General features: G+C 62.5%; 20 protein-coding genes. 6 read left to right on the plus strand and 14 right to left on the minus strand.

All coding sequences use genetic code 11. The annotated features are described in order from the left end of the window. Window positions 1-25: 25 nt before the first annotated feature. From ACFLEY_RS28960 to ACFLEY_RS28970, 3 genes are all read right to left on the minus strand, one after another. Window positions 26-1,939: a HAMP domain-containing sensor histidine kinase gene (locus ACFLEY_RS28960; RefSeq protein ID WP_039184186.1), complete on the minus strand. Its 1,914-nt coding sequence runs from the start codon at window positions 1,937-1,939 to the stop codon at window positions 26-28. 466 nt (window positions 1,940-2,405) lie between these two features. Further along, complete coding sequence (locus ACFLEY_RS28965; protein ID WP_060911415.1) at window positions 2,406-3,638, minus strand: HlyD family secretion protein; 1,233 nt, start codon at window positions 3,636-3,638, stop codon at window positions 2,406-2,408. Continuing rightward, on the minus strand, window positions 3,631-4,065 hold the full coding sequence (locus ACFLEY_RS28970; protein WP_060913025.1) for a hypothetical protein: 435 nt from the start codon (window positions 4,063-4,065) through the stop codon (window positions 3,631-3,633). Before ACFLEY_RS28970 ends, ACFLEY_RS28965 begins: the two co-directional genes overlap by 8 nt. 180 nt (window positions 4,066-4,245) lie before the next feature. On the opposite strand from ACFLEY_RS28970, the gene ACFLEY_RS28975 reads away from it, so the two are divergent. Together ACFLEY_RS28975 and ppk2 are read left to right on the plus strand one after the other, a co-directional pair. Beyond that, on the plus strand, window positions 4,246-4,698 hold the full coding sequence (locus tag ACFLEY_RS28975; protein ID WP_060911414.1) for a hypothetical protein: 453 nt from the start codon (window positions 4,246-4,248) through the stop codon (window positions 4,696-4,698). A gap of 42 nt (window positions 4,699-4,740) precedes the next feature. Continuing rightward, complete coding sequence (gene ppk2, locus ACFLEY_RS28980; protein WP_011086264.1) at window positions 4,741-5,541, plus strand: polyphosphate kinase 2; 801 nt, start codon at window positions 4,741-4,743, stop codon at window positions 5,539-5,541. Between the two features lie 94 nt (window positions 5,542-5,635). On the opposite strand, the gene ACFLEY_RS28985 is transcribed toward ppk2, so the two are convergent. The 6 genes from ACFLEY_RS28985 to ACFLEY_RS29010 all read right to left on the minus strand — a co-directional run bounded on the left by ACFLEY_RS28985 (window position 5,636) and on the right by ACFLEY_RS29010 (window position 13,784). Next, a complete protein-coding gene (locus tag ACFLEY_RS28985) occupies window positions 5,636-6,103 on the minus strand; it encodes a hypothetical protein (RefSeq protein ID WP_011086263.1) in 468 nt (155 codons plus the stop codon). A gap of 182 nt (window positions 6,104-6,285) precedes the next feature. Continuing rightward, a complete protein-coding gene (locus ACFLEY_RS28990; RefSeq protein ID WP_028171956.1) occupies window positions 6,286-6,720 on the minus strand; it encodes a hypothetical protein in 435 nt (144 codons plus the stop codon). 30 nt (window positions 6,721-6,750) lie between these two features. After that, on the minus strand, window positions 6,751-8,451 hold the full coding sequence (locus ACFLEY_RS28995; RefSeq protein WP_060911412.1) for an aspartate:alanine exchanger family transporter: 1,701 nt from the start codon (window positions 8,449-8,451) through the stop codon (window positions 6,751-6,753). Window positions 8,452-8,464: 13 nt separating this feature from the next. Continuing rightward, the gene (locus tag ACFLEY_RS29000) at window positions 8,465-11,218 is read right to left on the minus strand and encodes a decarboxylase (RefSeq protein WP_028171958.1); all 2,754 of its coding nucleotides are present in this window, start codon (window positions 11,216-11,218) and stop codon (window positions 8,465-8,467) included. A 194-nt stretch (window positions 11,219-11,412) separates the two neighbouring features. Beyond that, on the minus strand, window positions 11,413-13,104 hold the full coding sequence (locus tag ACFLEY_RS29005) for a SulP family inorganic anion transporter (RefSeq protein ID WP_161535523.1): 1,692 nt from the start codon (window positions 13,102-13,104) through the stop codon (window positions 11,413-11,415). Next, window positions 13,101-13,784, minus strand: a complete 684-nt coding sequence (locus tag ACFLEY_RS29010) for a YoaK family protein (RefSeq protein ID WP_211433531.1) — start codon at window positions 13,782-13,784, stop codon at window positions 13,101-13,103. Before ACFLEY_RS29010 ends, ACFLEY_RS29005 begins: the two co-directional genes overlap by 4 nt. A gap of 143 nt (window positions 13,785-13,927) precedes the next feature. Here ACFLEY_RS29010 and ACFLEY_RS29015 point away from each other — a divergent pair, with 143 nt between their 5' ends. From ACFLEY_RS29015 to ACFLEY_RS29025, 3 genes are read left to right on the plus strand one after another with little or no spacing between them, the layout of a single operon-like run. After that, window positions 13,928-15,616 (plus strand): aspartate:alanine exchanger family transporter, encoded by a 1,689-nt coding sequence (locus ACFLEY_RS29015; protein ID WP_211433530.1) that lies wholly within the window; start codon window positions 13,928-13,930, stop codon window positions 15,614-15,616. 11 nt (window positions 15,617-15,627) lie between these two features. Next, window positions 15,628-16,521: a S9 family peptidase gene (locus ACFLEY_RS29020; protein ID WP_028171961.1), complete on the plus strand. Its 894-nt coding sequence runs from the start codon at window positions 15,628-15,630 to the stop codon at window positions 16,519-16,521. A 30-nt stretch (window positions 16,522-16,551) separates the two neighbouring features. Further along, complete coding sequence (locus tag ACFLEY_RS29025; RefSeq protein WP_028171962.1) at window positions 16,552-17,130, plus strand: invasion associated locus B family protein; 579 nt, start codon at window positions 16,552-16,554, stop codon at window positions 17,128-17,130. Here ACFLEY_RS29025 and ACFLEY_RS29030 read toward each other — a convergent pair. Beyond that, a complete protein-coding gene (locus tag ACFLEY_RS29030) occupies window positions 17,082-17,657 on the minus strand; it encodes a response regulator transcription factor (protein WP_060911409.1) in 576 nt (191 codons plus the stop codon). The genes ACFLEY_RS29025 and ACFLEY_RS29030 overlap by 49 nt on opposite strands. Window positions 17,658-17,704: 47 nt before the next feature. After that, a complete protein-coding gene (locus tag ACFLEY_RS29035; RefSeq protein WP_162185827.1) occupies window positions 17,705-18,337 on the minus strand; it encodes a response regulator transcription factor in 633 nt (210 codons plus the stop codon). Window positions 18,338-18,663: 326 nt separating this feature from the next. On the opposite strand from ACFLEY_RS29035, the gene ACFLEY_RS29040 reads away from it, so the two are divergent. Next, a complete protein-coding gene (locus tag ACFLEY_RS29040; RefSeq protein ID WP_011086250.1) occupies window positions 18,664-19,347 on the plus strand; it encodes a helix-turn-helix domain-containing protein in 684 nt (227 codons plus the stop codon). A gap of 137 nt (window positions 19,348-19,484) precedes the next feature. On the opposite strand, the gene ACFLEY_RS29045 is transcribed toward ACFLEY_RS29040, so the two are convergent. From ACFLEY_RS29045 to ACFLEY_RS29055, 3 genes are read right to left on the minus strand one after another with little or no spacing between them, the layout of a single operon-like run. Beyond that, on the minus strand, window positions 19,485-19,928 hold the full coding sequence (locus ACFLEY_RS29045) for a potassium channel family protein (protein WP_011086249.1): 444 nt from the start codon (window positions 19,926-19,928) through the stop codon (window positions 19,485-19,487). A 59-nt stretch (window positions 19,929-19,987) separates the two neighbouring features. Next, entirely contained in the window at window positions 19,988-20,338 is a 351-nt protein-coding gene (locus tag ACFLEY_RS29050; protein ID WP_011086248.1) for a phasin, read from the minus strand. A gap of 17 nt (window positions 20,339-20,355) precedes the next feature. Further along, the gene (locus ACFLEY_RS29055) at window positions 20,356-21,219 is read right to left on the minus strand and encodes an alpha/beta fold hydrolase (protein WP_211433528.1); all 864 of its coding nucleotides are present in this window, start codon (window positions 21,217-21,219) and stop codon (window positions 20,356-20,358) included. Between the last annotated feature and the right edge of the window lie 9 nt (window positions 21,220-21,228).

Genomic DNA, 21,228 nt, shown 5'->3' on the forward strand with positions numbered 1-21,228 from the left:
GGGAAATGGCTGCGTCCCGGCTGCGCTAATCGTGCTGCTGCAACGCGAAAGCCTGGCGCGCGATCGGGAGCTTGATCTTGAACAGCGTCCCGCCGGAGGGCGCGTTCGCGGCGGAAATCGTGCCGTGGTGCGCCTCGACGATGGTGCGGGCTATGGCCAGGCCCATGCCCATGCCCTGCGGCTTGGTGGTGAAAAATGGATTGAAAATGCTCTTGAGATCATCCGTCGCAATGCCGGCGCCGGTGTCGCCAACCCGGATCTCCGCCCAAGCACCGGAAACGTTCGTCGTTACGTTGATTTCGCGTTTGCCTGTCTGAATTTCGGACATCGCGTCCAAGGCGTTGACAACGAGATTGAGAACAACCTGTTGCAGGTGAATCGGATCGCCCCGGACACGAAGTTCGGCCGTCGCCGGAAGGTAGTTCAACACGACGCCGCGTCCCTTGGCCACATCTGCGACGAACCCGATGACATCCCGCACGGTATTGTTTAGTTCAATGTCTCGAATTTCAAAGGGCGTTTTTTTCAGCATGCTGCGCAGCCGTCGAATCACTTCGCTTGCCCGCTGATCGTCGCGCCTGATGTCGGCCAGGATGGCTCTGAGTTCATCGAGGTTCGGCGAGGCGCTCTTCAGCATGAGCTCCGCCGTCTCGGCGTTGGTCAGGATCGAGCCGAGCGGCTGGTTCAGCTCGTGCGCGATGGAGGTCGTCATCTCCCCGGCGGCCGCATAGCGGCTGAGATGCGCGAGCTCCGCCAGGCGCTGCCGCGACTCGACGTCCGCCAGACGGCGCCGGCGACGTTCGTGGAGTAGCCCGCTGATCAGCCCGGCCTGGACTAGGAACGCTGCTGCGATCATTGCCATTTGCCAACGATATCTTTCCCAGAGCCCCCGCTCGCGAAATAGAACCTCGCTTCCCGTCGGCAAATCGCTCTCGCTGATGCCCCAACGCTGCATCTCGCGCCAGTCGTATCTCGGCGCGGCAAATCCGATCGGTTCGATCTTGATGTCGCCCGGCTTTTCGCCCGCGAAGATGCGAAGCGCCGCGCTGACAGTCGCCTTGCTGGACTCGGATATCGAGTGCATCGGGCCGCCGACGGTCTCGCGGCCAAAAAATGCTTCCTGATAGGAGAAGATCGGCCCGTTGGCGACCGCGTGCAGCCGGCGCAATGCTAGATCACCTTCGTGGGCGACGCCGACACCATCGACCGACATCAGTTGCCAGAACAGCACCGTATGTGGAGGCAGCGTGGAGGCGCGCTTCAATATCTCCTCAAACGACAGGTCTGCGTACCAGATTAATTCGAACCGGTCCTCGAAGGGCTTAGCCTCCCGTTTGACTTCGTCGAGCCAGAACTTCTCCAGCGGCGAGGCGCCAATGACGACGGCAACGGTCCGGGTTTCCGGCAACACCTGAAGAATGCTGCCGAAGAATGCTGTGAAGTCGTTGCGAACCGGAATGACGACATCGTTTTGGGTCAGTGCCCCCCGGTTCACCAGCCGCTGCTCGACCGCCGTCATCACCAGCGGTGTATCCGGGAAGAGCTGCTCGCGATATTTCTGAACGAACCGCGCCGCCGGCGCTCCGAGGCTCATCACGAGGTCGGGCGGACTGGCCCGGTAAAGCGAGCGCAGATAATCGACGAACGGCGCCTCCGGTCCGGGACTGTTGAACCGCGCTGAGAGAAGCGTGTGCTCTTGGATGTCCAGCGCAAACGAGGATTGCTGTTCGAACTCGGCCTTGATGCTCCGGGCATATTCGCTCCAAGGACGAAAATCCCGGCCGAAGGAATGGAGCAGCAGGAGCCGTTTTGGCTCGTTGCGATCGGCGGCAAGGGCCGCCGGCACCATTGCGCCCCAGACCAGCAAACACAGACTGAGACGTGCAACGATGATCGGCCAGCTTGACTTGATCGGGGCCATAGCGATGCGCCCGCTCATGCTTTCTCCACGAGAGTAACCGCCTCCCGGCCACACTCTAGCGCAAATCGTGCAGGCGCCAATCTTCCTCGCGCCATCGCATCAGCAGCGCGTTGTGACCCGGGCGTAGGCGTCCACGACCTGCACGCAGGACGAGCCATAATAGGCTCCCGCCGCACCCGCCGCTGCGCAACAGCCACCGCCAGTCGGGTCGTTCGACGGGCCATCCCGGCATAGCTCATGGGGGTCAGCGGCCACCCTACTCTTGCCTGCGCCTCTGAGAAGAGGGCGCCGTCAGCGAGACGGTTTGTCCCATTCATGGACAATCCCGCGGCAAGGGCGAGTGCCGCGGACGCGCAAACGATGAATTTGCGCGACTGGGTCATTTCTTCGCTCCTGACGGTGTGCCCGGTGTAATTTCGTCGAAATCGGCCATGGCAGCGGAGTCAAGGTCGACCTTGCTGGCGCCCGCGGGGGGCTCGCCGCATCAATGTCCGCTCAGAACGAGCGTCTTGATCGGCAGCAGCAGCGCCTGGATACGTAGCAGCAGCGCGTGCACAAGGCCGACGCCATCGACCACATGCAGCGCGATCTTGCGGAAGGTGCCTGTGTCCTTTGCGCTGATCTCCTCGTGATTGCTGGTATAGGCGTTGACAATGCAGCTGCTGCCCGCCGTCACGCCATCAAGGCCGCCGTTGTAGAGCGGCTCGAGATAAACCAGGATGGTGCCGGGCCGCGCGATGTTCTGCGGATCGATCAACTGTTCGCCGGAGCGGAACTGTCCGGCCGCGATGTAGTCCTGCACCGTCGTCACAACCATCGGGATGATCACCCAGGGCTTCGAGATGCAGGTGGCTTCGGCCAGCATGCCTTCCTTCATCACCTGCGCCTCGATCTGGCCGAAGCCCGCCTGTAGGGCCCCGCGGCCGGCGCCTTCCGGGATCAGCACGCCGGCCGGCCGCATCAACTGGTTGACGACGTCGCCGGTGCGAACCAGGAACTGCTCGACACGGCCGTCTACGCCGGCGCGAACGACGGTTTTGTCGAGATCGACCTGGGCCTGAGCCAACGCCGCTTCGGCGCTCGCCTTCTGCGCCGGAATGAGCGTCGAGACCTGCAAGGCCGCCGATTGCTTTACGGCTGTCGCCGCGTCAACGCCGGCCTGGCGCTGATCGACCAGCACCTGAAGCTTCTCGATGTCGCGCTGCGGCACGATGCCGGGATTGCGGCGCTGAAGGTCGGACTTGGTGTCGAGCTCATCCCTGGCTTGCTGATAATTGGCTTTGGCCTCCTGGATCTGAGCTTCGGCCCTGACCACGTCGGATTGCGCCGCCAACATGGACGCGTCGACCTCGGCGACCTTGCGCGCGGCGGTCTCGAACGCGGCCCGCTGCCTGGAGCTGTCGAGCGTAAACAGCACGTCACCCTGCTTCACCGGTTCGCTGAAACCAACCTTGACCTCGGCCACCCGCCCCGCCCCTTCGGGCAGGATCGGCACGGTGCGGAAATAGAGCGCGGCCGACGTAGTGGAAGGATGGAAGTAGAAGATCATGGTGATGAGCGACACCGTCAGCATCAGGCAGCCCGTGATGCCCCATCTCAGCTCGTACCAGATTGAGAAGAAGGTGATCTCCTTGCCGAAGCGCTTGCCCTGGGCATAGCGGCGGTAGAGATAGTCGGGCAGGATCGTGAGGAGAGAGCAGAACATGAGCTCAAACATGGCTGTGCTCCTTCTCCTTCGCGGGACCGGATTTCCCCGTCGGCGGTATACCGGCCCCGGCGTCCGATCGGGACTCGGCCACCACGTCGCCTGCTTCGCCCGGCGTTGCGTCAGCAATCCTCTCAACGGAGCCGGCAATGCTGCGCAGCGGCGTGCCGAAATCGGGGAGATCAATCAGCGCAAGCAACAGGCCCGCCACCCAGAAGATATGCATATGGGTAAAGAGCGAGATCAGGCCGAGCACGGCTACGAATTCGAATTGCAGCTTCTGTGACTTGTGTGCCATCCGCTCGGGCAGGCTGTGCAGTTTCCAATAAAGCGTGCCAACCCAGAGCACGGTACCGATCAGGAAGATGCCCATCACGACCATCAGCGTGTCCACCCCGCTTCCCGGCGCGAGATAGAACGGCAGATGATGCGGGGCCATCGGATGAAGCTGCTCGCTCAACGGTCTCTCCCTTTCGGCCCGCGTGTTCACGTCAATGCGGCGAATGCAGTGTCGGTACCGGGTCTCGCAATTGCTTGATCTGAATCAACGGACCTGGAGCGGCCCTACCTAGCCTCGCCTGAAAGCCGACGCGCAACAGCCCAACAGGAGCCGCCCGCCATGCCCGGCATCGATGACCTCATCCCCAGTGCCACGCAGATCCGCAAGGAAGCAGCCGTCAAGGAGGCCGAGAAGGCGGACGAATATGCGCGGCTTGCCGCCGCCGCCGAAGCCGAGAAGCGGGCCCTGATTGAACGCCTCAGCAAGCCTTCTGGCAAGACCGAAGAGGAGAAGGTCAAGCTCGCCTCGACCATCATCCAGCGTGCGGTGCGAAATGGCTTGACCGAGGTTCAGGTCTATCGCTTCCCCAACACGCTATGCACCGACAAGGGCCGCGCCATCAATCAGATGGAGAAGGGCTGGGAAAGCACGTTGACCGGCATCCCGAAGGAAATCTTCCAACTCTGGACCGACCATCTGAAGCCACGTGGCTATCGCATCGCCTACCAGATCATCGATTTTCCCGGCGGCGTGCCGGGGGACATCGGCATCACGATTTCCTGGGGTGATTGAGCGCGGGACCGCCAGCTGAGACCTGACGGCGAAAGGGCGAGCATGGCCAAGGACAAGCCTGCCGAGCGGATGAAGCGCAAGGACTACGAGAAGGAATTGGAGAAGCTCCAGGTCGAGCTGTGTCATCTCCAGGACTATGTCCGAGCGAACAAGCTACGGGTCATCATCCTGTTCGAAGGCCGCGACGCCGCCGGCAAGGGCGGTACGATCAAGGCCATCACCGAAAAAGTCAGCCCGCGCGTGTTCCGCGTGGTTGCATTGCCGGCGCCATCCGACCGAGAGAAGACGCAGCTCTTCTTCCAGCGCTACATGCAGCAGTTTCCCGCCGGCGGCGAGATCGTGATCTTCGACCGGAGCTGGTACAACCGCGCCGGCGTCGAGTATGTGATGGGGTTCTGCACGCCCGCCGAGCACGAGCGCTTTCTCTCGCTCTGTCCGCAGATGGAGAAATACGTCATCGACGGCGGCATCATCCTGATCAAGATCTGGCTGGAAGTGGGGATGGACGAGCAGGAGCGCCGTTTCAGGGCCCGCATCGACGATCCGGTGCGGCAATGGAAGTTGAGCCCGATGGATCTGGAATCCTATCGGCGCTGGTACGACTATTCGCGGGCCCGCGACCTGATGCTCAGGAAGACGAGCACCAAGCACGCGCCATGGTACATCATCCGCTCCGACGACAAACGCCGCGCAAGGCTGAATTGTATCGCACATGTGCTGAAGTCAATTCCCTGCAAGCGCATCAAGAAGGACAAGGTCAAATTGCCGAGGCGCTCGGACAAGGGCCGCTACAATGACCAGGCAAGCTTGCGCGGGATGAATTTCGTCGCTGAACGATATTGACGAGGATCGGGCCGCGCGATGATGCGGCCCGATCGCTCGACGCCGGAACCCTCACCGCTGACGGACCACCGTCCCGACCGTCAGCAGCGCGTTCTCAGTATCGATACTGGTTAGGATACTGCGGACAGACCCAATTGCCGTAGGTGTCCTGATAACAGCCATTGTTGTAGTTGTTGTTGTAGTATCCATAGGCTCCGATTGCGGCGGCCCCGGCGGCGGCACCGTAGGCTGCGCCGCGGTAGCCGTAGCGGGGATAACCGGCGACCGGGCGGCCTGGCCGACCGGCAACGGGGTAACCTGGACGGCCCGGACGACCGGCGATCGGATGGCTCGGTCGTGGGCCTCCGACGCGATAGCCGCGCCCGCCACCGCCGTGGATCCGTCCGGCGTGAACCGCGCCGCCACGATAGCCGCCACCGTGAAAGCCACCGGCCCGCATGCCTCCTCCACCGCCGCGATAACCGCCACCACCGCCGCCACGACGGGCGTAGGCATCATCGGGGATGAGAGTAGCGGTGAGAAGAACGAACGCCGCAACAGCTGCGAGAAGATAACGAAGCATGGCTAGTCCTCCCTCGATATTAGGGTGCCGTGATCCGCCCTTCGACGATGCCTCGCGAAATCGCGGACGGCACCCAAATGGCAATATGTCCGGCGACTCCCTGGCTCGACCTCGATCAGGAGGGACGCCGCCCCTCGACCGCGCGCATCGCGCCGCGCTGAGGCGGCCCGATCGCTCCGCGTCTATTTCAAACGTATGGTCACACCACCCACGGCAGCTGACACTTCGGCGCCGACCTTCGGACCGCTGAGCTGTAGGATCACGCCGTTGGCGTTCTGCAGTTGAACGGCTCCCGCACCCGCCGCAATGGCGCCGCCCGCTCCGCCCACCGCGTAAGAGCCCTCGATGGATGCCGGTCCCCTCAAATTGAGGGCGCGGCCAACCAGCTTGGTGGTCGAGGCGCCGATCGTGAAGCCGACGCTCATGCCGGATACGGTAAAGGGATATTTCTTACCCCGAAGGAGCAGAACACCTTCGCCACCGCCGACGCCGACGATGAAGCCACCCTTGGTGAAGACGACTGCCACCTGCCCGGTCTCGGCATGCGTCGGCGTGCTGGAACCGAGGGCTCCGGAAAGGAGAGTGGCGAGCGCGGCGCAAGCAGCAAGTCTTTTCATGTCTGTTGTCCCTTGAATGAAGATGCCGCGCTATTGCGCCAGGATCATCGCGAAGTAACCGAATACCGTGAGCAGGATGCCCGAGACGGCGTAACCGACCGGGAAGCCAATCCAGGGCACTGAGCTCTGGATCTCGACCGCAGCCTCGCGACACGGCCCCGAATGCGAACGAGCACCGGCGACGCCGCCCATCAGCACGGCCGGGTTGATCTTGAAAACGTGGAAGCCGATCGCCCAGACGATGAAAGGCGGGATCGTACAGGCGATAAATCCGACGATGAAGATCTTCAGCGCCACCGCGCCCGTAAGCTGGGCCAGCAAGCCCGCGCCTGCATTAACGCCGACAATGGCGACGAAGACGACGAGGCCGAGGTCCTCGAGCACATTCCGCGCCGCATTCGGCGTGTTGCCAAAGAAGCGCAACCGGGAGACCAAGGAGGAGACGATCACGCCTGACAGCAGGAGGCCGCCGGCATTGCCGAGGCCGATCTTGGCGCCGAAGGCCGGAAACTCGATCATGCCGATCAAGAAGCCGATGATCATGCCGACGGCGAGCGTCAGGAGGTCGGTCGAGGTGTTGGTCCGCGCAATGCGCCCCCACATCTCGCCGAGCTCGTTGACGGCGGACTTCAGGCCGACCACCGAGACGATATCCATCCGCTGGAGCTCGGTCTTCAGACCGGCCGGGATTGCAACGCCACCACGCTCGACCTTGGTGACCTGCAACTGCCCAGCGATCGCCGTCTCGCGGAAGGATTCGAAGGTCCGTCCGACCATGTTCTTGTTGGTGATGAGAATGTCCGCCTGATCCATGGGAATGCCCAGCACCTTGGCATCCGCAACCTCCGGCCCGATCAAGCCCATCTTGTCGGTCAGATGCTCGGTCGAGCCGCCGAGCGCGACGACGTCGCCCTTCTGCAGCACGAGGTCGGGATCGGCTCCCAACAATTCGCCGCCACGCGCCACGTTGACGATGCGGTACTCGGGATTGACCTTGCGGAATTTGGCGATGCTCGTGCCGAATTGCGCCGAGTTTTCGAGCCGGTAGGCGCGCAGTCCGAACTGCCGATAGCCAGTGAGGCCTCCGCCCTCGAGATCCTTGACGCCAAAATCCTGCTCGTACTTCTTGGCTGCGGCCTTGGCGTCGACACCCCACCAGCGCGGCAGATACTTGCAGATCAGGATGATTCCGACGGTGCCCCAGATGTAGGTGATGCCATAGGACAGCGCGATCATGCCGGACGCCTCTTCGGGCTTCATGCCCTCAGGCAGCTTGACCACACCGGAGGTGATCGCCTGTTCGGCCGAACCGATCGCGGCCGACATGGTCTGAGAACCCGCCAGCATGCCGCCGGCCGCTCCGGTCGGCAATGCGAACAATTTCGCTCCGAGCACGACAAGCGTCAGTCCGATCACGCTCGACACCACCGCCAGAATGCAGAATTTGAGCCCGTCACCCTTCAGACTGTTGATGAAGGACGGTCCCACCCGCAGGCCGACTCCATACATGAAGAGATAGTAGAAAAGGCTCTTGGCGAAATTGTTCAACTCGAGCTTGACGCCGTAAGTCGAGGCCCATACCGACAGTCCCGCGCCGACCACGATGGCGCCGGCGACCATGCCGAGGCCGTAACCCTTGATGCTCGCCCGCCCGATGTAGACTGCGACGCCGACGACGAAGAACAGCAGCAGATACGGATTCTGCTGCAGGAAGGTAAAAAAGCCCTGCATGTTCGTCCCCTGTTTATGAGGCGGCCTTCAACTTCGGCTGCGCGCCGGGCTTGGGCCTGCCGATCTTCGCCAAGGCTTCGGTCCGCACGAGCTTCAGGCCTTCCTTGGCGTCATAGCCATGGATTTCCTTCACATCGAGCTTGCGCATGAAGTCGATGGTTTCCTGGGTGATGACCTGACCCGGCACCATGATCGGGAAGCCCGGAGGATAAGGAATCACGAAACTAGCGGAGACCAGGTCGGGACCGGCCTTCAGGCGCCGGTCGATCTCGGGATCGGCGAGCCGGATGTACTCGCATCCTGCCGCGTCATAGGCCGCGTAGAAGCCACTGCGGATATCACCTTCGTTGGTTTTGGCGCCGGCATCGCCGCGGAAACTCTGGTGGAAATGCGAGAAGTTCGGCAAGTCGGGCACGTCGGTCATCAGGCTCTTCACCCGCGCCTCGAAGGTCTTCTTCGCATTGGCTCCGCCTTGGGTCAGGCCACGGTCGACCTCACCGGCGATCTCCGCCAGCACCCTGACAAGATGTGCCACGTCGCTGCGCGTGTTGTTGATGTTGGACTGGAGCAGCACCGAGTTGCGCGAGGTCTTGTTGACCTGGATGTTGTGGTCGTTCGCGAGGATGCCCTTGAACTGCGTGCCGTCGAAGCCGGCCGTGCCGCACACCAGCGTCATGCGGGTTGGATCGAGGCAAAACTCGTCATCGTCCAGGCTCTTCAGGGCACTCGCCCAGTTCGTTCCGGCCGCCAAATAGTCGGTAAACCCGCTTTGCCGGTATTGTGCCGGCACCATGGCGTCGGCACCGAGGATACGGAAATATCTCGAGATGAGCGGATTGGTGTTGACTGCCTGTCGGATGGCGAGCGCGATCTCGATCGCATTGGCCACGAGACCGTAACCCTCGAGCTCCATCTGGCGCCGCGAGACGTCCAGGCTCGCGATCAGCTGCTGGTTCGGACTGGTGGAGGCGTGCGTGAACACGGCTTCCTTGAACTGCTGCTCCACCGTGTGGAATTCGACGTCCTTGACCGCCAGCATCGAGCCCTGCCGGATCGCCGACATCGACTTGTGGGTCGAATTGGTCTGGTACACGCGAAGACGAATCTGGCGCGGATCGGGGATCAGCCGGGTCTTGAGCAGCACCTGGTCCGACGGATTCTTGCCGAGCTCGGCCTGCTGCGCCTCGTAGGCCGTAACCGATTTCGGGTCGTGCATCCAGGCTTCGATCTCGCTAGCGGCGCCCATCGCGGTGCGCCGTCGCAGGAACGGCGAGAAGCGCGCGAAGCCGAACCAGGCCTCGTCCCACAGGAAGATCAGGTCGGGCTTGATGGCGAGGCACTCCTCCATCACCCGGCGGGTATTGTAGATATGACCGTCGAAGGTGCAGTTGGTCAGATCCAGCAGCTTGACGCGGTCGAGCCGGCCGTCGGCCTTGGCGCTCAACAAAGCCTGCTTGATGGTCTTCAGCGGCACGGCGCCGTACATCGAATATTCCGTCATCGGGAAGGCTTCGACATAGAGCGGCTGCGCGCCGGCCAGCACCATCCCGTAGTGATGCGATTTGTGGCAATTGCGATCGACGATGGCGATGTCGCCCGGTCCGATCAGCGCCTGCACCGCCATCTTGTTCGACGTCGAGGTGCCGTTGGTCACGAAGAACACGCGATCGGCGCCAAGTGCGCGTGCGGCCTTGTCCTGCGCCTTCTTGATGTTGCCGGTCGGCTCCAACAGGCTGTCCAGGCCGCCGGTGGTCGCGCTGCTTTCGGCCAGGAACAGGTTCAGGCCGTAGAACTCGCCCATGTCTCGGATCCAGTCCGACTTGAAGACCGATTTGCCGCGCGCGATCGGCAGCGCATGGAACGTTCCGATCGGACGCTGTGCATATTTCTTGAGATTGTCGAAGAACGGCGTGTCATAGCGATCCTGCACCCCTTCAAGGATCGAGAGATGCAGTTCGAGCAGCTCCTCGACCGAATAGAAGATCCGGCGGACGACGTCGGCCTCGGGATTTCCGGCCATCTCCTCGACATTGCGATTGGACATCAGGTAGAGGTCGAGCTCGGGGCGGACCCGCTTGATGATATGGGCGAGCCGCAGCGCCGAGGCATCGGACTCGTCTTTCAATCCGGCCGACGCGGTCATCGCGCGGAGTACGGGCGCGTCATGGCGCGAGCGCAGTGCAAAGCCTTCGTTGATGACGACGGCTGCAAGATTGGGGTTCAGCATAGCGGCGCAAAAAGCGTCTTCGAGGCTGCCGACGATAACCGGTTCATAGGCAAACTGATCAACCGGACGCCGAAGCTTGCGCCATTCGTTGGCGAGCGCGGGCCAACTTCCGGACGTGAGGCCGGTGACGATCAACGTCTCGAAATAGGGACGGCGCGCCGCGTGCGGACCGAACATCTGCGGCACCAGATCGGGCGTCTCGCCGTTGCCTTCGTCATTCGTATTCCAGTCGCCCGCATGCTGACGGAACGATCTCGTCGTCAGAGCCTGCGCCAACCGTGTTGCGAGCGCCAGCGAAGTCGCCGCATCACCAGTCGTGGCTGCCTCCCGCAAGGCTGCCATGAGCTGCAAGCCAGGATAGCCGTGAAATTCCTCCGTCACGGAGAGATCGGCCAGCGCAGCGTCATACTTCGCACGGTCTCCGCCACGGGACCATGCTTTGGCCGCGTCGACCAGATCGCGCCAATTGTCCGCCCGTCCGCCGGGCCCGGAGAAGAACTGATCGATGCGCTGCTGCGCAGGCTTGGCGTCCTTGGGCATGTCTCTCCCCATCCTTGGCTCTTGAGGCGAAGGTGATGGCGGATCGTGGGTATCGCGCGGGAGAGCTCCATTGATCCAAGTCAACGGTCGCGCATGAAATCAGTCGGCCTGCGAGCAGCGTGCACGCTTCGCGATGCAACACGGACGCGCGACTGAACGAAAGTCGCGCCGGAGATCGGCAAATGTCCCGGGCGCTATCTGGCCTGGTTGTCGCCGAGCACGTTGTCGAGCGAGCGCAACCATTGCCCGCTGTCGGTCCTCTCGGCGAGCCCCTCGGCGCGCAGCAAATCGCGCAATTGCGCATGCGCGCCGGCGATGCAGAACGCGACATGGCGTGACGCAAGTTCGTCGTGGAGATTCCGGAGCATATGCGCGCCGGCCAGATCGATGTAGGGCGACGCCGAGAGGTCGCAGGCAACGAGCCTGACATCCGACGACCTCTGGAGCGCATTCAGAACGACGTCCAGGATCATCTCGGCATTAATATAGAGCAGCGAGGCTTCGGGGCGGAACGCGATGATTCCAACCAGCGGCTCCACGTCCTCGTGCCTGGCGCTGTCGGAGTACCGGCCGCTGCCCGGGAGCCTGCCGAGAAATGCCACATTCGGCTGTGACGCGCGCGCCAGCAGCAGGAAGATGGAGGCGATCGACGCCAGCAGGACACCTTGCAGGATGCCGAGCAGCAGGACGGATACCAATGCGATCACCGCCGCGTAGAAATCGATGCGGCTGACGCGCCACATCCGCGCCAACGTACGGATGTCGACGAGCCGGTACACGGCGGCAAAGACGATGGCGGCCAGCACCGCCTTGGGCAGATTGGTCAGTAGCCCTGTGAAGAACAAGAGACACAGCGCCAGCGTCCCAGAGCAAATGACCAGCGCCAACGGTGTGCGGGCACCCGCGCTGTCGTTGACGGCGGATTGCGACAACCCGCCAGCCACAGGATAGCCATGACCTAAGGCCGTAGCGAGATTGGCCGCACCGAGGCCCAAGAACTCCTGCCTGACGTCAAGGCTGTCACCATGCTTGGCGGCGAAGCTCCGAGCCGCCGAAACACCCTCTATGTAGGCGAGCAGCACACATCCGGCGGCAAGCGGAAAGAGATCGTCGAACTCCAGCAGGCCGAACGTGGGCAAGCCAGGCACCGGCAGGCCCTGGGGGATTCTTCCCGTCACGGGCACGCCGAGAGCCGGCAGACCGAGCGCGGTTGCCACCGCGATCGCCAGCGCCACAACCGCGATCCCGACCGGCCTACCGGGGAGCAGCCGCTCGCCGGTCAGCAGAAGCAGGAATGCCACCAGACCGACGGCGAGCACCAGCGGATTCACGTCACCGAGCTGCCCGGCGAGCTCAATGCCGCGTTCGAAGAAGTCATGGCCTCCACCGGCAACACCGAACAGGCTCGGCAGCTGGCTCATGATGATGGTGAGCCCGGCGCCAGCCTTGAAGCCGACGAGAATGCTGTCGCTGACCAGACGGACGAGGACGCTGAGCTTGCACAGCCAGGCGATGAGGCACAACACCGCGACCGCGAAGGCAGCAAGACTTGCAATTTGCCCATAACGCACCGGATCGCCCGCGGCGAGCGGCCCTACCGTGCCCACGATCATCAGCGAGATTGCCGAAGTCGGGCCGACCGCAAGCTGGCGCGACGAGCCCAACAAGGCGTAACCGAAGCCGCCGAGCATGTAGCCGTAGATCCCGACCTGCGGCGGCAGCCCGGCCAGCGCGGCGTAGGCCAGCGATACCGGAATTGCGTAAGCGGCAAGCGTGACGCCGGCGACAGCATCCGATGGCAACCACGACCTGCGATAGGTCGCAAGCCAGCTCGACGGCGGAAAGTACCGCAACCAGCTCCCCTGCAGCCCAGACGGGGCGCTCATGCGCGGGCCTCGCTGCGATCCACCTCGCAGCGCAGCAACACGATCAGCAAGGCGATCACGGGCATGCCGAGCGCCAGGTTCGGAAAGGACTTTGTCGCGAAGGCCCCGACCGCCGCTCCCACGCCGAACATGACGCACAGCGCTGCAAACATGCCCGAGCGGCGAAGCGGTCCCGGCGGACCTCCGCCGACGACCGCCGCAAACGCGCCCTCAATCGCCTGGCGCATGTTACCGGTGATCATCACCGAACTGTAGACCACGCCTTCGACCTTGGTGAAAATTGCGGTCTGCATCGCCGCGACAAAGGAAATGCCCAGCGTGCCCGCAAGATCGGGCAGCCGGTTGTGCAGAATTCCGATTGCGATCAGAAGCAGTATCTCGATCAGCGTGCTGATGACACTGGCCCGATCTCCCGTCGCGTGGCGCAGCCATGCCGCAACCAGGACACCGATCGCAAATGACAGGATCGGCGGCACGAAATGGAGCGCCGCGGCCCAATTGCCCACCGAACCATAGACCCAGAGCAGGACCAGATTGGCGGTCTGGGCATTCGCCATGACGCCGTGGATCATCCATGTGTAGGCGTCGAGATAGCCGTCGGCGAAGGCGAGCAGCAGCGCGACCTCAAGCGCCTCATTGCGCCGCAACGATGCGCTCGCAGCTAGATCCAGAGTGCTCATGGCGCGGACTTCGGATGTCGCAGATCCTGCATCGGCCAAAAGACGCCGCAGCGAGGATGGCTTGGGATTGATCTAAATCAAGCAGTCGCCCGGTTCCCGGGCGCGAATTCGACATCAATCATTGCGCCCGGGAATTTGCGATCATGGATACTGTCAGGTGGATCATTTCCACCGCTCCGGAGATCTTCCTGCTGCTTGCGGTTGCCATTGGCACCATGCTTGGACGCGTCAAGATCCACGGCTTCGCGATCGGCACCACGGCCTGCATCCTGATCGCGTCCGTCCTGATCGGACAACTCGGCACCTTTACGTTCCCCGCGCTGCTGAGGATCGTGCTGTTCAGTCTCTTCGTATTCACGATCGGTTACAAATCCGGACCGGAGTTTTTCGCCTCGTTGAGTGTCCGCACCCTGGCCCAAGTTGCCATGGCGCTCGTGCTCGGCGGGACTGGTCTCGTGATCGTGCTGGCCTTTGCGTTCGCCTTCAAGCTCGATCCCGGCACGGCATCCGGGCTTGCGGCTGGCGCGCTGACGCAGTCTTCCGTGATCGGCACGGCCTCGGGCGCGCTGGCGCAGCTCGGATTGCCGAAGACCGTGCTGGAGCAACAGGAAGCGAATATCGCAGCGGGATATGCCGTCACCTATGTGCTCGGCTACATTCTGACACTGCTCTACGTCCCCTTCGCGGCGCCGAAACTGATGGGGGTCAATCTCAAGGACGAGGCGAAAAAGCTCGAGGTCGAGCTTTCAGGTGGCGCGCCGCCGAAGACCGAGAACCTATCCTATCGCAAGTTCCAGGCTCGCGCCTATCGCGTCACGGCTGCGGCCGGCCGAACCGTCAAGGCGATCGAGGAGGACATCGGCAGCCGCACGGTGATCGAACGGATCGTGCGCCAGGGCGCCGATATCGAACCGCGTCTGGACACCGTGCTCGAGGCTGGCGACGACATCGTCATCGCCGGTCGAACTGCCGCCATTGTCGCCGCCAAGCCGATCATCGGCACCGAGATCGATGCCGACGAGATCCTGAAGGCGATCCCCGGCAATGTGCTTGACGTGCTGGTGGACAACCGCAACCTCCACGGCCGATCCATCCGGGATGTGGCCGATCGCATCGGCGGCGATGCACGCGGTGTGTTTTTGCGCGCCCTGACGCGGCATGGGCGCGAAGCCCCGCTGAGCGCGGACACGCGTGTCTATGTCGGTGACGTCATGACGCTGGTCGGCAGCACCCGCAACATCGAGCGCGCGGCGAAGCAGGTCGGGCAGATCGTACGCTCCGGCGACCGTACTGACATTGCCTTCCTTGCGGCGGGTATTGCCGCCGGGCTGCTGGCCGGGCTCGTCAGCTTCAAGGTCGGCGGCATCGCGCTGACGCTCGGCGGCGGTGGCGGCGCACTGATCGCGGGTCTCCTCTGTGGCTGGCTGCGCTCGCGCCGGCCGACGATGGGCGCAATGCCGCCGGCCGCGCAGCAGACGCTGAGCGATCTCGGCCTCGGTGGATTCATCGCGGCGATCGGCCTGGCCAACGGTCACGCCGCCTGGGTCGCGATCCAGGCGCACGGCCTGTTGCTGGTCGGCATGGGCCTCGTGGTCACACTGGTGCCGCTGGTCGTCGCGACGCTGTTTGCCTATCACGTCCTGCGCATGAACCCGGTCATCACCTGTGGAGCCCTCGCCGGCGCCATGACGGTCGATGCAGCCGTGACCGGGGCTTGCGAGATCGCCGAGAGCCAGACGCCGGTGCTCGGCGTTGCCGTGCCTTACGCCGTCGGCAATGTGGTTCTGACCGTGCTCGGGCCGATTATCGTAGCTTGCACCTTTGTTGGCTGAGGGAGGACGAAATGCAGCCACGGACATGGATCCAGCCGCTACTGGTGGTCGTGCAGCTGCTTGCGTCCTCCTTGATTGCACCGTCATGGGCCGACAATGAGGCCGCGTCGCGCCGCATCCAGGAGGAAGTGTGGGCATTGCCGTTACCGTTGCCGATGTTCGCCTATGTCGTTCGACCCGTCGGCGATGGCCCGTTCCCGCTCGCAATCATGAACCACGGCGTATCGCTCGACCCTAAACAGCGCAGCTTCTTTCCACTCGTCGAGTTCCGCGACGCGGCGAAATGGTTCGCAAGGCGCGGCTACTTCGTGGTCGCTCCCGTCGGCACCGGTTACGGCGCCTCAGCCATCGATATTCCCGAACGCGGACTCTATGGACCGTTCTTTTCCAAGGTCGGCAAGTGCTCCAATCCCAATTTCCATGACGCCGGCCTCGCGGTGGCACAGGTCGACCTCTGGATCATCGATTTCCTGGCTGCCGAAAAACGCATCACACCGAAGGATGTCGTCGTTGTCGGTCAGTCTGCGGGCGGCTGGGCATCCATCGCGCTTTCCAGCATGAACCCGCCGCAGATCGGAGCGATCATCACCTTTGCCGCTGGCCGCGGTGGGCGTGTCGGCGGCAAGCCGAACAATAATTGCGCCCCGGATAAACTGGTCGAGGCGACGATGGATTTCGGTCGCACCTCCCGGGTGCCGATGCTGTGGATCTATATCGAAAATGACACGTTCTTCGGCCCCGCGTTGTCGAAGCGGATGCATGAGGCCTTCACCTCGGCCGGGGGCAAGGCGCAATACCATCTGGTTCCGCCGTTCGGCGATGAGGGGCATTTCTTCGTCGGCTCGCCGGATGCCATTCCGATCTGGTCGCCACTCGTGAGCAGATTTCTCGACGAAATCAAATAGACGACGCGCTCGATTTCCGGAGGCGACACAATGGCACGCTCACATCGTCAATCCATCCGGATGACACGCAATCACGCGACCGCGCAGTTCGCGCTTCTGCTGCTCGTCGCCACCACCACCATGCCGGCCTCCGCCGAGATTTCACCGCGGGGGCAGCGCATGGCGAATGATATCAAATACGGCGACTGGCGAAAACTATGCTTCAAGCCGGGCGGCGCCAAGACCGTGTGCCGGACCTCGATCACCGGCACGTTCGACACGGGGCAGACGGCGGTTCGGTTGGACTTGATCGAACGTGAGGGCGACCGCACGGCACGGCTCCAGATGTTCGTGCCGGTCGGCATGTTTGTCCAGGTGCCCGTCAAGCTCACGGTCGACAAAGGCAACACCTATGCCGTACCGTACACATGGTGCCTGAACAACGCCTGCATAGCCGCCGATGTGGCAAAACCCGGCCTGATAAGGGAGATGGAAACGGGCAAGACGCTCGCGCTGGAGGTTGTCGACCCCAACATGCTGTCGGTTACCGCCTCCCTGCCACTTGCTCAGTTCGCATCTGCTCACAAGGGGCCGCCGGCCCAAACGTTCGACCAGCAGATCGACGAATAGCGCGCAGCTGACTTGTCCAGCCTAGCTGCCCCAGGCTCTCTCCACACATCGATGAGCGAGGCCGCGGCAAAGGGCTTGGTCAAATAGGCGATGCATCCCGATGCAATTGCCGCCGCGCGGCTTTCGTGAGTGTCGTTGCCGGTGACAAAGACAATCGGAACCTGGACCTGCTGTTCCGCAAGCCAGCGTCGCAAATCAATTCCAGATTCTCCATCCAGATTGATATCCAGAATGATACAGAATGCCTGCTGAAAGTTGCCATGATTTACCAGCGCCTCGGCGGATTCGAACAGCTTTGCCTCGAAGCCGTGCTCCTGCAGCAGCCGCTTCATGCTCCTGCGCATGGAAGGGTCATCATCGACAACGAAAATGGACTTGCGGCGCTGCAAGTGGCTCAACTCCATACAGGGAAAGCTTGGCAGAACACGATGGACTTGCGTGAACGCGTCAAGCGCCTCGCGGTTCTTCGTCTCCCGGGGAGCCAACACGTCGGCTTGTTGAAATACCCCTCTCAGGGAGATTTCCATTGACCTTTGGTGCAAGTCACAGGGGGAACCTGCGAACTAGTTATCGCCTAGCCGTGTGAGCCGCTCTCGGGATCCAGCATACCAAGCAGCTGCGCCGTTGAAACCAGTTCCGCGAGCGAGCTCACCTGCATCTTCTCCATCACCTGGTGTCGATGTGCTTTGACCGTGCGTTCGGTCGTTCCCAATTCATACGCGATCTGCTTGTTGATCTTCCCACGCACAATGAGGTCAAACACCTGCCGCTCGCGTGGCGTCAGCGACGCGACATGAGCGCGACGCGAATCGAGCCGGCTGCGCAGCCCGCGCGCGGTCTCCTGTTGTGACAAGGCCCGCTCGATCGCTTCAATCAGTTGCCCCGACGATACCGGCTTGGTCAAGAAATCCTCGGCGCCGGCCTTGATCGCCCGCACAGTCGTCGCGGTATCGGCGTGTCCGGTGAGAAACACGATCGGGACGGTCGATCCAAGCTCACTAAGACGTTTCTGTAGATCCGGTCCGCTCAGGCCCGGCATCTGCACATCGAGGAGGATGCAGCTCGGCAGCTCATCGCGGGGCAGATGATCGAGCAGGTCCTGCGAGGATGCATAGGTCGCGACGTCGTAGCCCGCAAGTTTAAGCCGACGCTCGATCGCTGTTCGAAACGAGGCATCGTCGTCGACCACGTGAACAAGGCCGGGCAATGGACCCTCTCTGCTTCCTGCAATCTGCTTTAACCGCTTACCTAACACCTGGATGGGCTTGAGCTCTAGCCATCCCGTTAATGCCGAAGGTTTCGCAGGCCGGAGTTTGTGGCGCGAAGCTTGATCCGACGCAGGAGCCCGCTCTTCTCATTCCGCGCATCCATCCCACCGACCTGTCCCTTGGTACAATGAACCATGAGACAATGGTGAAGAATACGCCGTTAGTCGTAAACCGACCCGAGCCGGAGTGCGACATCGGCGGCACCTCTCCTGGCGAAATATCAGCCTGGCAGACCAATTCAGCGATCAGTTGAGGAGTTGGGCCTATGTTTGTTCGCATCACGACAGACGCGTCTCCCCGCCCCAATTCGCTCAAAGACCTCGGCATGACGAGCGATTCAAATCCAATCGTCAGTTTAAACGAATTTACATATAAAAAGGGCACTGAGATCTACGGCGAGAAGGAACCTGCAGATTACGTCTACCAGGTCAAGTCTGGTGCAGTGCGAAGCTATAAACTCCTGTCGGACGGTCGCCGGCAGATCGGCGCCTTCCACCTCGCCGGAGACATTTTCGGACTTGAGAACGGCAGCGAGCATCGGTTCACCGCCGAGGCGATCGTGGATACCACCGTCCGGCTGATCAAGCGGCAAAGCCTGGAGCTGGTGGCGGAGAGCGACGCGATGGTCGCGCGCAACTTGCTCAACATGACGACCAGCAACCTGCAACACGCAGAGGACCACATGCTCCTGCTCGGCCGGAAGACGTCCTTGGAGCGCGTCGCCGCTTTCCTGCTCGAAATGGACAAGCGGCTCTCCGGGGTCAATGTCATGGCACTTCCGATGTCCCGGCGCGATATTGCCGATTACCTCGGCTTGACGCTGGAGACCGTCTCGCGGGCGATATCGCACCTTCATGATCTCGGCGTCCTCGGCTTCATCGGCAATACCCAGCGCCAGATCGTGCTGCTCAACCGGCAGCAGCTCGCCAGTCTCGACCTGCAACACTGAGCGCCTGAGAGCGGGCACTTACCTGCGTCTTGGCTGCCGCAGAGTGGCCTTGTCGGCAAGCGGTAAAAGCTGCACACCACACTGGCTAGCGCCAATGTTGCAGTCGATCCATGGAACTGCCATTCGTCAGCATCAGATCACCTGCCGTCCGGCAGCCTCGTCACTCCGAGATCGTCGAGCGTCTTGCGCAAGACCTCGAACAGGACTGCGGTCGACCAGCCGAACATCAAGATGCCGTTCATCGCGGTCATCGGACCCGTCAGCCGCCACGCCTGTATGGGCGTGATGTCGCCGTAGCCCAGCGTGGTGTAGTTGACGAAGGCGAAATAGATCAGGTCGCTGCCCGCAGGCGCGGCACCGACCAAGGCATAGGCCAGCGCCCAGACCAGAACCTCCATCGTGTGCGCCACCATCAGCGCCGACGCTGTTGCGACCATGACGGCCATCAGATGCAGCCGCGGCCACGCATCATGCCGCAGCCCGGCTGTGCGGGCGATACCGATGGCTCCCACCGTCACCAGGGCGTGGATCATGATGTTGATGACGCTGACGATCGCGCCGACGATGAATTGAAGCGCCATTGTGCTCGCATGGGCAAGGCGGACGGCTGTTCATCGCCTCACGCCTGGGTTCAGTCCATTCAGTTTTTGGGCGTGAACGCGCCCGTCGCCGCCTTCATGGCCGACTCGCCCATGCTCCTGGCCTGATCGGTCAAGGCCTGCATCTGCCCCTGAAAGAATTCGGACTGAAGCTTGAGCGCGTCCTGAACGTCCTTGGCTTGAACGAGCTTGTCGCCAAAGTCGAACGTCGCGCTGGCGTTGCGCTGCATGAAACTGCAAAACTGCTTGGCCTGGTCCGCGATCGGTAGCGGCGAGGAACTGAGTCCCCTCTCCAGCAGCTCAAAATACTCCGCATTGGCCTTTCGCAACCGCACAAGCGCTTCGGTGAGCATACCGCGGATGTTCTCGGCGGATGGATTGATCTCTGCCATGACGTTACTCCCTCTGATTATGCCGCGAGCCCCCCGAACCAGGCGCCGAAATAGCCGGCGTAGAGGGCCGGCACTTCCAGGTTCATCGAATGTCCGATGTTTGGGACGACCACGAGCCGGCAATCCGGCATCGCCTCGGCCATGGCGCGCAGGTCGGCGGGCGGGATCCAACCGTCCCTTTCCCCCCACAGCACCAGATGCGGATGCCGGATCTCCGACATACGGCGCTCCAATTCCCTGCTCTCCCGCTCTCGGGTGAGATTGACCGGCGTTCCGATCCAGATGCCTTCGGAGACGCCAAAGGTCTGCTCGATGACCCGGTCGAACAGCGCCTCGATTTCGCCGAGCCCTTCACGGAAGCGCGGGATCGCGTTCGGGGCCATGCTATCCGGCACGAACAGCGAGGACGCGGCTGTCGCCATCACGGTCCGCGTCAGCTCCTTGCTTGCCATCATCGCCCGGAAGAGGCCGATCTGGTCGGCATTGAAGGACATGCCAAGCGGCGTCACCGGATCGAGCGCGAACACCCGCCCGAACCGTTGCGGCTGCATCAACAGCATACGGGCGGTGATGATGCCACCGGTGGAGTGGGTTGCCAGATGGCAAAATCCGATGTCCAGCGTATCGAGCGCCGTCAGCATGTCGTGCGCGTGCCGCTGCATCGAATAGTTGGAGTAGTCTGCGGCGGGCTTTGGCCGGTCGCTTTCGCCGCAGCCGCGCCAGTCGATCCCGATCACCCGCAGCCCGCTCGGAAACATAGGCGCGGCAAGCTCAATCCAGTCCTTGCTGGCGAGATTGCCATGGATGAAGACGACGGTAACGTCGCCTCGTCCCCACTCCCGCCAGCCCAGCTCGACTTCGCCCGCCCGCACCCTTGGCATGAACCGACC

It is taken from the genome of Bradyrhizobium sp. YCK136, assembly GCF_044570075.1.
Classification (GTDB): domain Bacteria; phylum Pseudomonadota; class Alphaproteobacteria; order Rhizobiales; family Xanthobacteraceae; genus Bradyrhizobium; species Bradyrhizobium diazoefficiens.